This is a genomic window from Hymenobacter caeli (assembly GCF_013294115.1).
Classification (GTDB): domain Bacteria; phylum Bacteroidota; class Bacteroidia; order Cytophagales; family Hymenobacteraceae; genus Hymenobacter; species Hymenobacter caeli.
In genome coordinates, this window is record NZ_JABSNP010000027.1 from 12,301 (window position 1) to 25,034 (window position 12,734).

Below are 12,734 nucleotides of genomic sequence, written 5' to 3' on the forward strand. Positions count from 1 at the left end.
TAGGCCGCCCACGGCGCAGCGGGCCCACTAAAAGCTGCTGGTGGCGGATGGCGGGTCCCGCACGGGGCCCCCGCGGGGTCGGTCTTACGCCCCGCGGCGGGGCGCGCCCTGGCGGGCGTGCAGCGTGGCCAGCACTTCGGCCAGCGGCACGCCGGTGGCCGCCAGCAACACCAGCAGGTGAAAAAGCAAATCGGCCACCTCACCGGGCAGGGTTTCGCGGTGGCCAGCCACCGCGTCGATGACGGTTTCGACGGCCTCCTCCCCTACTTTCTGAGCAATTTTGGGCAGGCCCTTGTCGAACAGCGACACGGTGTACGAGCCAGGCGCAGCCGCGGGGTTGGTGCGGCGGTCCACGATCAGGCGCTCCAAGCCGGCCAGCAAACCCACGGGAGCGGCCGGGGCCACGGCCTCCAGGCCCGGCTGCTCGAAGCAGCTGGTGAAGCCCCGGTGGCAGGTAGGGCCCTGCGGCCGGGCGCGCACCAGCACGGTGTCGGCGTCGCAGTCGATGTGCAGGCTCACGACTTCCAGGAAGTTGCCGCTGCTTTCGCCCTTGGTCCACAGGCGGTTTTTGGAGCGGGAGAAGAACGTGACGCGCTGCTCGCGCCGGGTTTGGTCCCAGGCCGCGGCGTTCACGTAGCCCAGCATGAGCACCTGGCCGGTGTCGGCGTCCTGCACCACGGCCGGGGCCAAACCGGTGGCGGAGTCGAAACGCAGCGCATCGAGCGGGACAAGGGTATCGGAGGCTAAGCCAGTGGCCATGGTACAAACGGTAATCATAAGAACGGTGCAGACGGGTCGCGCCGCAGAGCGCGGGCCGCCAAGGCACCTGAGAGCAGCAAAGGTCGCCCCGCGGCGCCACTTGGGCCGCCAAGACCCCGGCGGCCGGGCCCCTACCCGACCGGGCGCATGGCCACGCCTTCGCCCAACAGGTAGGTTTTAAGGCGGGCCACCGACAAGTCGCCGAAGTGGAACACGCTGGCCGCCAGGGCCGCATCGGCCCCGCCGAGGGCCAGCACGTCGCGGAAGTGCGGGGCCGCCCCGGCCCCGCCCGAGGCCACCACCGGCACGCCCACGGCCGCCGCCACGGCCCGCGTCAGGCCCAGGGCGTAGCCGTCGCGGGTGCCGTCGTGGCTCATGGAGGTGAGCAGCAGCTCGCCGGCACCGCGCTCGGCGGCCTCGCGGCACCAGGCCACGGCCTCGCGCCCGGCGGGCTGGCGGCCGCCGTGGGTGTACACCTCCCAGGCCTCGTCGGCGGGGCCGGTGGCGGCGGCGTTGGTCTGGCGGGCGTCCACGGCCACCACGATGCACTGGCTGCCGAAGCGCCGGGCCAGCGCGTCGATCAGCCCCGGCTCGCGCAATACCGAGGAATTGAGGCTCACCTTGTCGGCCCCGCTCAGCAGCAGGGCCTCCACGTCGGCCACCGCCCCGATGCCCCCGCCCACGGTGAAGGGAATGTTGACCTCGCGGGCCACGTTGCGCACTAACTCGATCAGGGTGCGGCGCTTTTCCACGGTGGCCGTAATATCAAGCAGCACCAGCTCGTCGATGCCTTCCTGGGCGTAGCGGGCAGCCAGGGCCACGGGGTCGCCGGCGTCGCGCAGGTTCACGAAGTTCGTGCCCTTGACGGTGCGGCCGTTCTGCACGTCGAGGCAGGCAATGAGGCGTTTGGTGAGCATCGGGCAGCAAGAATTAAAGCAGCGTGAACGAAAGCAAAAGAGACAACAACAAAAAAGCCGCGAAAACTACCCCACCGGGGCCCCCGCCCCGGCGTAGGCCCGGCCGGTAATGGTTTGCCAAACGGCCGGCAGCGGCGCCAGGCCGGCCAGTTCCTGGACGTGCGCCAGCGGCCGGGGGGCCCCGGTGCGGTTGAGCCACACGGGCCGGATGCCCGCCCCCAGAGCCCCCACCGCGTCGGCCGTCCAGTTGTCGCCCACCAGCACCGCTTCCGCCGGCCGGGCACCCAACCGCGCCAGGGCCGCCTGAAAAATGCGCGGGTCGGGTTTGGGCACGCCCACGTCTTCGGAAGTAATCAGGACATCGACGAAGGGTTCCAGGCCCAAATGGCGCAGTTTATCCACTTGTTCCACCGTGCGGTTGTTAGTCACAACCCCAATGCGGTAGTGCGGCTTCAGGGCTTCGAGCAGGGCGCGGGCCCCGGGCAGCGGCCGGCGCAGCTGCTGGTAGCGCCCGTAGTGGGCCTGCGCGATGGCCGGCACCTCGGCCGCCCCCACCCCGTAGGGGCCCAGCAGGCGCTCGAACCGGAGCTGGCGCGCCTCCTCGTAGGTGTAGCGCCCGGCCAGCAGCTGCGTATGGATTTCTTCCAGCAACTCGCAGTAGTGCTGGTACAGGGCCTCCGGGTCGGCCGCCCGCAACCGGGGGTCGGTGGCGGCCGTGGCAGCCAGCGCCGCCCGGGCCGTGCCGATGTGGTCAAACAGCGTGTCGTCCAGGTCGAACAACACGGTGGTTATGGACATGAGCGGAGACGATTGGGGCATCGGGGGCAGCATGGCAGCGGAGGCGTGGGAGAAATTAAAGCTCATCGAACGTCCCGGTTATGCCTGCTTCCAGCAAGCAACTCATTAAAATGTTCAGAACGATGGGTTGGTGAGAAGAAGCAACGTGAAAAACCACGTAACACTTTTGCTCATCGACACTGATTGTGAAATCTTCTGCCCATTGCTCCCTTGTGGTCTTACCGAAAGCGTAACTACCAGTGGCAGCCTGTCTTTCAACAACTTTCAACGCAAACGGGACGCGGACTTCAAAGCGCCGCAATACGTTGTCACCGGCAAGTAACCGTTGACTGGCCGGTATTTGGAGTAAGTATTCGTATCCCATCGCCCTGTTGCCCTAACGCGCCAGCTCCCCCCGCAATTCCGCCTCCGTAATCGTGCCCTCGTACAGGGCCTTGCCGACGATGGCCCCGGCCATGCCCACCGCCCGCAGCGCGGCCACGTCGGCCACGGTCGTGACGCCGCCGCTGGCCACGAGCTGCGCCGCGGGGTACTGCTGCCGCAGCGCCGCATAAGTGGCCGTGGCGGGGCCCTGAAGCTGGCCGTCGCGGCTCACGTCGGTGCAGATGAAGGTGGTGGCCCCGGCCGCCAGGTAGGCCTCAACGAAGGCGGGCAGCGTTTGGGTGGACTGTTCCGTCCAGGCGCTCACGGCGATGTAGTCGCCCTTGAAATCGGCCCCGATGATGATGCGCGCGGCCCCGAACCGGGCCAGCCACTCCCCCACCAGGGCCGGGTCGCGGGCGGCGATGCTGCCGGCCGTGAGCTGGGCGGCGCCCGCCGCAAAGGCCTGCTCGGCCGCCGCCGTGGTTTGAATGCCGCCGCCGAAGTCGATGTGCAGGCCCGTGTGCCGGGCCAGGCGCTCGAGCACGGCCAGCTGGCGCGGCTCCCGGGCCCGGGCCCCGTCGAGGTCCACGAGGTGCAGGCGGGTGGCCCCCAGCTGCTCGAAGTGCTGGGCCTGGGCCAAAGGGTCGGCGGAATACGTGGTCTGACGGGCAAAATCGCCGCCCGTCAGGCGCACACACGCGCCGTTGATCAGGTCGATGGCGGGGATAAGGTCCATTTTGTTGGGCTATTGGCCGACAGCTGTTGGCTGTTAGCTTTTTTGTGGATGGCGGCAGTGACCGTTTAAAGCTAAGCTAGCAGCTCTCGGCTAACAGCTTATAATAAGTCGCCGGTGAGGAAATTGCGCAGGATCTGCTCGCCCACGGGGCCGCTCTTCTCGACGTGGAACTGCATCCCGTAGAAATTGCGGTGGCGCACCCCGGCGCTGAACGGCACCCCCGCCGGGTAGCTGGCCTGGGCAATGGTGTAGTCGCCCACCGGGGCGTAGTAGCTGTGCACGAAGTACACGTAGTCGGCCGCGCCGGGGGCCCCGGTATTTGCCACCGGGGCCCCCGGCAGCCCCGCAAACAACGGCCCTTGCAGGTCGTGGAGGTTGTTCCAGCCCATGTGGGGCACCTTGTGGGCCGCGTCGGGCGGCGTGAAGCGCACCACCTCGAAGGGCAGCATGCCCAGCAGCTCGGTGCCGCCGGCTGGGCCCTCGTCGCTGCGGCGGCCCAGCAGCTGCATGCCCAGGCAAATGCCCAGAAATGGCTGGGTGAGCGTAGGCAACACCTCGTGCAGGCCGGCGGCGCGCAGCGCCGCCATGGCCGACGAGGCCTCCCCTTCGCCGGGAAACAACACCTTGTCGGCCGCCCGCAGCACCTGCGCATCATCGGTCAGCACCGCCTCCACGCCCAGGCGCTCCAGGGCAAACAACACGGACTGGACGTTGCCGCCCTGGTAATTCACAACTGCCACCATAAACAAATGCGTAATAAAACATGGCTTATTTATACACAAATAACAGTATCACATTTGTGTATAAATAAGTCTGATGCTACAAAATGCCCTTCGTGCTCGGGATGGCCGAGCTGGCGTCGCGGGCCACCGCCATTTTAATGGCCTTGGCCACGGCCTTGAAGATGGCTTCGATCTTGTGGTGCTCGTTGTCGCCCTGGCAGGAAATGTTGAGCGTGGCCCGACTGGCGTCGGTGAAGCTTTTGAAGAAGTGAAAGAACAGCTCGGTGGGCAAATCACCCACTTTCTCGCGCTTAAAATCAGCATCCCAGACCAGCCACGGGCGGCCCGAGAAGTCGATGGCCGCCTGGGCCAGGGCCTCGTCCATGGGCAGCAAGAAGCCGTAGCGGGCCAGCCCGCGCTTGTCGCCCAGGGCCCGGTCGAAGGCCTGGCCCAGCGCCAGGGCCGTGTCCTCCACGGTGTGGTGCTCGTCAATGTGCAAGTCCCCTTTTACCCTTATGGATAAATCCGAACCGCTGTGTTTACCCAATTGTTCTAGCATGTGGTCGAAGAAGCCCAGCCCGGTGTGGATGTCGGTCTGGCCCGTGCCGTCGAGGTTGAGACGGATTTCGATCTGGGTTTCGTTGGTGTCGCGCTGCACCACGGCCACCCGCGCCGGGTAGCGCAGGAAGCGGTAGATTTCGTCCCAGTCGGTGGTGCTCAGCGCGGCCTCCGCGTCGGGCTCGGCGTTCACCAGGATGGCCCGGGCCCCCAGGTTGTGGGCCAGCTGCACGTCGGTGCGGCGGTCGCCGATGACGAACGAGCCCGCTAGGTCGTAGCCGCTGGCCGCGCCCAGGTAGGGCCCCAGCATCCCGGTGCCGGGCTTGCGGGTGGGCAGGTTGTCGGCGGGGAAGCTGCGGTCGACGTACTCGGCGGCGAAGCGCACCCCCTCCCCTGCCAGAATATCCAGCATCAGCTGGTGCGCGGGCCAGAACGTGTCCTCCGGGAAGCTGGCCGTGCCCAGGCCGTCCTGGTTGCTCACCAGCACCAGCTCGTAGCCGGGCAGCTCGCGGGCAATGCGCGCCAGGCCGCTGATGGCACCGGGCACAAACTGGAACTTGTCGGGCGTGAGGCCGTCAATTTGCTGGCTGGGCTGCGGCTCAATCAAAATGGTACCGTCGCGGTCGATGAACAGGGCCTTCTTCAAATCAATTACTATTTAACAGGTATCGGTTAACAAGTACAACGGGCCCGGGGCCCAGCGTCAGGCGTTGCCCACCAGGGCCCCCAGACCAGCGTCGGCCGCGGCCGGGTGCTCCTCCCCGATGGCGCGCAGGGCGTCGGCGAGCTGCTCGTTTTCGGCGGGTGTGCCCACCGTCAGGCGCAGGCACCCCGCACAACCCGGTTGCGTGGTGCGGTTGCGCACCACAATGCCGCGGGCCCGCAGCGCGTCGTACACCGCCGTGGCGTCGGGGCGGAAGCGGACCAGCAAAAAGTTAGCGTCCGACGGGAACACGTGTTCGACCACCGGCAGATCCGCCAGCTCCGCGGCGAGCCAGGTGCGGCCGGCCAAAATTTGCTGGCGCAGGCCCGGCAGGTGGTCGGCCCGGCCCAGGGCGGCCAGGGCCAGCTGCTGGGTGTTTTCGGAGAGGTTGTAGGGCGGCTTGATTTTATTGAGGTAGCCGATGATGGCCGGCGAGGCGTAGGCCACGCCCAGGCGCAGGCCGGCCAGGCCCCAGGCCTTGGAGAAGGTCTGGAGCACCACCAGGTTGGGGAACTCGGCCAGGCGCGTGGTCCAGCTCGGGGCGCCGGCGAAGTCGCCGTAGGCCTCGTCGACCACCACCAGGCCCCGGAAGCGGCGCAGCATCTGCGCCACGGCGGCCGGGTCCAGCAGGTTGCCGGTGGGGTTATTGGGCGAGCAGAGGAAGGCGATTTTGGCCGACGAGCGGGCCAGCTGCTCCACGGTTGCGGCGCTCAGCTGGAAGTCGGCCGTGAGCGGCAGGCGCTCCACGCGCACGTCGTTGAGGTTGGCGGCCACCTCGTACATGCCGTAGGTGGGCGGCAGCACGGCGATGCTGTCCTGGCCGGGCACGCAGGTGAGGCGCACGAGCAAGTCGATGGGCTCGTCGGAGCCATTGCCGAGGAAAATCTGGCCCGCGGCCACGTCCTTGAGCGGGGCCAGCGCCGCCTTCACGGCCCGCTGCTGCGGGTCGGGGTAGCGGTTGAATACCCGGTCGCCGACCGAGCCAAAGCTGTTTTCGTTGGCGTCGAGCATCACCGCGGCCGCACCTTCAAATTCGTCGCGGGCCGACGAGTACGGCTGCATCTTGCGGATGCTGGGCCGCACCAGGGCCCCCAAGTCGAAGGCTGGTGCTTGGGCGGTTTCGGGCGCTGAAGGAGCCAGCGCAGCTTGTTCCAGGCTTTCGCGGCGCAGGGCCACGGCGCGGGCGTGGGCGTGCAGGCCCTCGGCTTCGGCCATCGTTTCCACCACCGGGGCCAGGGCTTGCACCCCGGCAGCGGTGAGGCGCTGGTAGGTGATTTTCTTCACGAACGAATCGAGCGACACGCCGCTGTACTGCCGGGCGAAGCCGCTGGTGGGCAGCGTGTGGTTGGTGCCGGAAGCGTAGTCGCCCACCGCCTCGGGCGTGAGGTGGCCCAGGAATACCGAGCCCGCATTGGTGACACCCGCGGCCAGCGCCTCGGGCTCCGCCACGGCCAGGATCAGGTGCTCGGGGGCGTACTGGTTCGAGAAATCCAGCAGCTCGGCGGGGCCCGGCAGCAGCACGGCGCGGCTCTCGGCCAGGGCCCGGGCGGCTACGTCGCGGCGGGGCAGCGCGGCCAGCTGGGTTTCCACTTCCGCCTGCACCTTGGAGAGAATGTCTTCCGAATCGGTCAGCAGCACGACTTGCGAGTCGGGGCCGTGCTCGGCCTGCGAGAGCAGGTCGGCGGCCACGAAGGCGGGGTTGGCGCTGGCGTCGGCGACGACGAGCACTTCCGAGGGCCCCGCCGGCATGTCGATGGCCACGCCGTAGCGGGCGGCGGCCAGCTGCTTGGCGGCCGTCACGTAGCGGTTGCCGGGCCCGAAAATCTTGTCCACCGCCGGCACCGAGGCCGTGCCCAGCGCCAGCGCGGCCACCGCCTGGGCCCCGCCGGCCTTCACCACCGTGGTGATGCCCAGCAATTGGGCCACGAACAGAATCACCGGGCTCACCGTACCGTCGGCTTGCGGCGGGGTGCACACCACGATTTCCGGGCAGCCGGCCAGGCGGGCCGGCACGCCCAGCATCAGCAGCGTGCTGAAAAGCGGCGCCGAGCCGCCCGGCACGTACAGGCCCACCCGCTGCACGGGCACCGACCGGCGCCAGCAGCGCACGCCCGGCTGGGTTTCCACGGGGGCCTCCACCACCCGCTGAGCGGCGTGGAAGGTTTCGATGTTGGCCTTGGCCTGGCGGATGGCGGCTTGCAGCGCGGCCGGCACCAGGGCCCCGGCGGCGGCCAGCTCGGCGGCGCTCACGCGCAGGTCGGCCACGGCGGCTTTATCCAGCTCCTGGGCCAGCTGGCGCAGAGCGTCGTCGCCACTGACGGCCACCTGGGCAAAAATTTCCTGCACGCGGGCGGCCACGGCGGGGCTTTCGGCCGCGGCGGGGCGGGCCAGCAGGGGCCCCCAGGCGGCGGGTTCGGGGAAGCGGTAGGTTTGCATGAAAAAAGTCATTTAACAGTTATCAATTAACATTTAACAACGGGCAGTTGTCAGCAGAAAATCGGGAGGGCACAAGGGTATTTCTCAGCCCTTGGCCGTTCCACTTTCTCTACTGAGCCGCTCATTATCAATAATTAACCGCCTGTTAAATGTTAATTGACAACTGTTAAATGAACCCTAGGCAATCATTTTCTCGATGGGCAGCACCAGAATGCCTTCGGCCCCGACGGCCTTGAGCTGGCTGGTGATGTGCCAGAAGTCGTCTTCCTGCACCACCGACTGCACCGATACCCAACCGGCCTCGGCCAGCGGCGTGACGGTGGGCGACTTGATGCCCGGCAGCAGCCGGCGCACCTCGTCGAGTGCGGTTTCTGGGGCATTCAGGATGATGTATTTGTTGCGCTTGGCCCGGCGCACGGCCTGCATCCGGAACTGGAGCTGGTCGAGCAAGTCTTTTTGCTCGGCGCTCAGGTGGGGTTGGGCGATGAGCACGGCCTCGGAGCGGAACACGGTTTCGACCTCGCGCAGGCCGTTGCCGAGCAGCGTCGAGCCGCTGCTCACGATGTCGCAGATGGCCTCGGCCAGCCCGATGCTGGGCGCAATCTCCACCGAGCCGCTGATGGTGTGCAGCTGGGCCTGCACGCCGTGGGCGGCCAGGTAGCGGCCCAGCAGGTGGGGGTACGAGGTGGCGATGCTCTTGCCCTGCAACGTGGCCACCGACTCGTAGGCGTCGCCGCGGGGCACGGCCAGGCTCAGGCGGCACTTGCTGAAGCCCAGGGCCTCCACCTGCAGGTGGGCCCCGTCAGCCTCTTCGAGCACGTTCTGGCCCACGATGCCCAGGTCGGCCACGCCGTCCTGCACGTAGCCGGGAATGTCGTCGTCGCGCAGGAACAGGATTTCGAGCGGAAAGTTGGTGGCCTCGGTCTTGAGCTTGTACGAGCTGCTGAGGAAGCTGATGCCGCACTCGCGGATGAGCTGGAGCGAGTCTTCGCTCAGGCGGCCGGACTTCTGAATGGCTAAACGGAGCATAAAAAACTTGGTAAGCGGCGGCCCAATTGGGGCCCCGCGGCGGCGAGCCGGCGGCGCGGGGCCCCGGCCAGTACCGGCCGGCGGCGTCCCGCGCGCATCCCACAAAATGAAAACAAAACAAGGAGCCCGGCGCAACGGCGCAGCACGGGCGCGGCGGCGGAGGCGGAGGCGCGGGCTACCGGCGCTGCATCAGCCCCCGGCACGCCGCCCGGCCCCCTACCGATGGTGATGGCCGTGGCCCACGGCGGCGTTCCCGGCCGAAACGGCCGTTGCAGCGAAGCAAAACGGGAAAGCGGGGGTGGTCATTCTGGCCGCAAAGGTAGTTCGGTTTCCCAAACGGGCAAGGCCGGGCTAATGTTTTGCGGGTGGGCAGGCCGGGCGGCGGCTTATTTGCCGTGGGTTAGGCGCAGCACCTGGCCATCGGCGGATTTCAACACGATTTCGAAGGTACCGCCATCGTATCCCGCCGGCAGCGTGCCGCCGATGTACCAGCACCCATCGATGCGGTAAACTTCGTACGGGCGCTCGTTAACGATGGTGCGTTGGCCGTAGATCGGAAACAGAATGGCTTCCGCGACGGCAACCGCAACTTGTTTGGTGGGTAAAACGGTGGTTGTAACGCCAACTGGTTCGCTAACAATCCGCCGGACCTGCTCCCGGGCATATACCTCCCCTGCCACAGACCGGCCCGTCAGGGCTTGCCCGTGACTCGTTATCGGGAGCAACAAAAAGAACAGCCATTTCATAAGCAGTACCCAAACAGGTGGGGAATTGTGGCCCAGAAGCCAAGCTATTGTAGGAAGTCGTCAGAACGTCATGTCGAGCGCAGCCGAGACATCTCGCATGCGGCAGTAATCCATAATTAGTCAGCGAACGAGATGTCTCGGCTGCGCTCGACATGACGTTCTATTCTAAGTTTTTCAAGCCCCCTCCCCTTTAATACGCGGGTCGAATGCAAAATCTTCCCGGGCCACGAGGCGCACGCGGGCAAAATCGGGGTGCTGGGTGTTGAAGACGTAGTTAAGTTCGTGGGCGATGACCGATGAGGGCACCCGCAGCACGGCCGCCGCCCGGCGCGCGTACCAGGCCGCGCCCAGGGGCTGGCAGCGGGCGTAGTGCGCCGGCGACTGCCAGTCGGCGGGCAAGTCGGCCAGGGTGAGTTCTTCCACCACCAAGTCGTCGGGGAAGTCGATGACGACGACCTTGAAGAGGTCGCTGAGGCCTTCGCCGCTGCGGTGCACCACGTTTTCGAGGCAGGCCAGGGCCCGGCTGCCGGCGGCGTAGAGCACGAACTGGCCGCGCAGGTTCCAGCGGCCGGGGTTGCCGGAGGCCACCAGGGCGTCGGCGTACTTGGCCAGGCAAATGCGGTAAACTTCCACGGGAGCAGCGGCTGGGGGCCCGGCTAGGCCAGGTCGCCGTAGGCGATGCGGTCGATTTCCTCCGTCACCAGGTCGATGCCGCCGCTGGTTTCGAGCAGCGCCAGCGGCACCTGGGCCCCCAGGCCGTAGGCGGGCTTGCTGAGCCAGCGCCGGAAAGCGGCCGGGGACCCGAACACTTCCTCGCCGCGGCGGGCCAGGGCCAGCAGCTTGAGCACCTGCTCGCTGGCGGCGGGGTTGAGGCGCTTCTTGGCCTCGCGGTAGGTGCGCAGGGTTTTGGTGGTGGTGTGCAGCAGGTCGGCCAGCTCGTCGGCGCGGAGCTGGAGGATGCCGGCCACGTCGAACGCCGTTTTGGCCGGCACGCCGGCGCGCGCCGCCATCACCAGCGCGTAGGGGTCGGCCACGGCGGTGGCCAGGCTCAGCAGGGCGGCGGAGTAAACGGCGGTGCGGGGGTGAACAGCGGCGGCGGGCATGGCGACGGCGGGAAATATTTCCCCAAAGATGGGAACATTTTCCCTAACAACGGGAAAATGTTCCGTTTTGGTTCGCGCCTGCTTCTGACCCCGGGCCCCTACCCGGCCGCCAGGGCCGCCTGCTGGGCGCGCCACTCGGGGGCCAGCAGGCTCATTTCCACCAGGCTCCAGTACTCGTCGCCGTAGCGGGCCACGTCGCGCAGCGTGCCGTCGGTGTGGAAGCCGCACTTGCGGTAGCAGCGGATGGCGCCGTGGTTGAAGTCGTACACGCCCAGGCCGATGCGGTGCAGGCCCAGCTCGGCGAAGCCGATGCGCACCAGGGCCCGCACCATCAGGGCGCAGTAGCCGCGGCCGCGCGCCGCGCCGGGGCCCACCAGCACCCGCGTGATGCGGCCCGAGCGGTCGCGCTGGCTGATGCCGCCCAGCGAGATGTGGCCCACCGTAAGCCCGGTTTCGCGCTCCACGGCCTTGTAGATGAACACGTCGGGGGCGGCGAAGTCGTTGGCCCCGCGCACGTACCAGGCCATGTCGTCGAGGGTGAGCGGAAACCCGAACAGCGAGCCGCTCCACTCGGTGAGCAGGCGCTCGTTGTCGATCCAGCCGATGAGCTGCGCAAAATCGTCGGACGTGAAGGGTTCGAGGTCAATCATAAAGGATAAACAAGGAAGGGCGCTTGAAAACCCAAAGTAAGCACCCGCCGGGCCGGGGCCCTAAGCGTCGGCCGCGGTGGCCCCCCGGAACGGCGCTTCGGGGCCGCCCACGGCGCGGGTTTTGGGCAGGCTGTCGGGGTAGTGGGCCTGCACGAAGGCCACGAGCTGCTCGCGCACCTCGCAGCGCAGGTCGAAGGCGGTGCCCGAATCGGCGGCGCTCACCAGGGCCCGCAGCTCCAGGGTGCGCTCCTTGAGGTCCGTCACCTGGAGCTTGCACACGCGGCCGTCCCAACGGGGGGTGGCGGCCACGATGCGCTCGAGCTCGGCCCGCACCGCCGCCACGGGCAGCGTGAAGTCGGCGTACAAAAACACCGTGCCCAGCAGCTGCGCCGAGGAGCGGGTCCAGTTCTGGAACGGCTTTTCGATGAAGTAGGTGAGCGGCAGCACCAGCCGGCGCTCGTCCCAGATGCGGAGCACGACGTAGGTGAAGGTGATTTCCTCGACCCGGCCCCACTCGCCCTCCACCACCAGCACGTCGTCGAGGCGCAGGGGCTGGGTGAAGGCAATCTGGAAGCCGGCCAGCAGGTTGCCCAGCGAGCGCTGGGCCGCGAAGCCCACCACCACGCTGGCGATGCCCGCCGAGGCCAGCAGCCCCGTGCCCACGCGGCGCACCGTGGCGAAGCTCATCAGCACCAGCGCGGCGGCCACGAACACGACGAGCGAGACGAGCACCTTCTTCACGAACTGCAGCTGGGTGAGCAGCTTGCGGGCCCGCAGGTTGTCGTCGCCCGTGAGCCGGTAGTGGGCCAGCACCAGGTCCTGGGCCACGTCCAGGGCGCACACCAGCACCCAGGCCAGGGTGCCGACGAAGGCAAGGTCCACGCCGCGCAGCAGCCCCGCCAGCAGCGGGGCCGCCAGCGGCACCAGCGGCAGGAGCAGCGCCAGCAGCAGCACCGGCAAGAAAAAAGCCGCGGCCCCGCCCAGGTGCGCCCCCACCGACCGGGCCAGGACCGAGCCGTGCCGCCGCTCGTAGGCCCGCAGCGTGCCGAAGAGCACGAGCCGCAGCAGCCAGCCGCCCGCCGCGCTGCCCCCCACCGCCACGGCCAGCGTCAGCGCGTCGGGGTACTGCGCCAGGAAGTGCGTCACGTTTTCGCTCATTGCGCTGCAAAGTTGCCCGCTATTCCCCGGAAATCCGCGGGCGCGGGGCTTTCCGG

The 12,734-nt window shown here is 67.8% G+C and carries 13 protein-coding genes; all 13 read right to left on the minus strand.

From position 1 onward, the window contains the following. Positions 1-84: 84 nt before the first annotated feature. The gene (hisIE, locus tag HNP98_RS19890; protein WP_173811936.1) at positions 85-759 is read right to left on the minus strand and encodes a bifunctional phosphoribosyl-AMP cyclohydrolase/phosphoribosyl-ATP diphosphatase HisIE; all 675 of its coding nucleotides are present in this window, start codon (positions 757-759) and stop codon (positions 85-87) included. A 131-nt stretch (positions 760-890) separates the two neighbouring features. Beyond that, entirely contained in the window at positions 891-1,676 is a 786-nt protein-coding gene (hisF, locus tag HNP98_RS19895; RefSeq protein ID WP_173811937.1) for an imidazole glycerol phosphate synthase subunit HisF, read from the minus strand. A gap of 66 nt (positions 1,677-1,742) precedes the next feature. Next, the gene (locus HNP98_RS19900) at positions 1,743-2,474 is read right to left on the minus strand and encodes an HAD family hydrolase (RefSeq protein ID WP_173811938.1); all 732 of its coding nucleotides are present in this window, start codon (positions 2,472-2,474) and stop codon (positions 1,743-1,745) included. A 376-nt stretch (positions 2,475-2,850) separates the two neighbouring features. After that, positions 2,851-3,573: a 1-(5-phosphoribosyl)-5-[(5-phosphoribosylamino)methylideneamino]imidazole-4-carboxamide isomerase gene (locus HNP98_RS19905; protein WP_173811939.1), complete on the minus strand. Its 723-nt coding sequence runs from the start codon at positions 3,571-3,573 to the stop codon at positions 2,851-2,853. A gap of 98 nt (positions 3,574-3,671) precedes the next feature. Next, complete coding sequence (gene hisH / locus HNP98_RS19910) at positions 3,672-4,316, minus strand: imidazole glycerol phosphate synthase subunit HisH (protein WP_173811940.1); 645 nt, start codon at positions 4,314-4,316, stop codon at positions 3,672-3,674. A 76-nt stretch (positions 4,317-4,392) separates the two neighbouring features. After that, complete coding sequence (gene hisB / locus HNP98_RS19915; protein ID WP_173811941.1) at positions 4,393-5,499, minus strand: bifunctional histidinol-phosphatase/imidazoleglycerol-phosphate dehydratase HisB; 1,107 nt, start codon at positions 5,497-5,499, stop codon at positions 4,393-4,395. Between the two features lie 57 nt (positions 5,500-5,556). Beyond that, complete coding sequence (gene hisD / locus HNP98_RS22405; protein WP_317171159.1) at positions 5,557-8,004, minus strand: histidinol dehydrogenase; 2,448 nt, start codon at positions 8,002-8,004, stop codon at positions 5,557-5,559. A gap of 165 nt (positions 8,005-8,169) precedes the next feature. Beyond that, positions 8,170-9,021, minus strand: coding sequence for an ATP phosphoribosyltransferase (gene hisG / locus HNP98_RS19925; protein WP_173811942.1), 852 nt, complete (start codon positions 9,019-9,021; stop codon positions 8,170-8,172). Positions 9,022-9,407: 386 nt separating this feature from the next. After that, positions 9,408-9,767 carry a YbbC/YhhH family protein gene (locus HNP98_RS19930; protein WP_173811943.1) on the minus strand — a complete coding sequence of 120 codons (360 nt, stop codon included), beginning with the start codon at positions 9,765-9,767 and terminating at the stop codon, positions 9,408-9,410. 174 nt (positions 9,768-9,941) lie between these two features. Further along, on the minus strand, positions 9,942-10,400 hold the full coding sequence (locus tag HNP98_RS19935) for an RES family NAD+ phosphorylase (RefSeq protein ID WP_173811944.1): 459 nt from the start codon (positions 10,398-10,400) through the stop codon (positions 9,942-9,944). A gap of 23 nt (positions 10,401-10,423) precedes the next feature. Continuing rightward, the gene (gene parS / locus HNP98_RS19940; RefSeq protein ID WP_173811945.1) at positions 10,424-10,870 is read right to left on the minus strand and encodes a type II RES/Xre toxin-antitoxin system antitoxin; all 447 of its coding nucleotides are present in this window, start codon (positions 10,868-10,870) and stop codon (positions 10,424-10,426) included. Positions 10,871-10,968: 98 nt separating this feature from the next. Further along, positions 10,969-11,520 carry a GNAT family N-acetyltransferase gene (locus tag HNP98_RS19945; RefSeq protein WP_173811946.1) on the minus strand — a complete coding sequence of 184 codons (552 nt, stop codon included), beginning with the start codon at positions 11,518-11,520 and terminating at the stop codon, positions 10,969-10,971. Positions 11,521-11,580: 60 nt separating this feature from the next. After that, positions 11,581-12,678 carry a mechanosensitive ion channel family protein gene (locus tag HNP98_RS19950; RefSeq protein WP_173811947.1) on the minus strand — a complete coding sequence of 366 codons (1,098 nt, stop codon included), beginning with the start codon at positions 12,676-12,678 and terminating at the stop codon, positions 11,581-11,583. Positions 12,679-12,734: the final 56 nt, after the last annotated feature.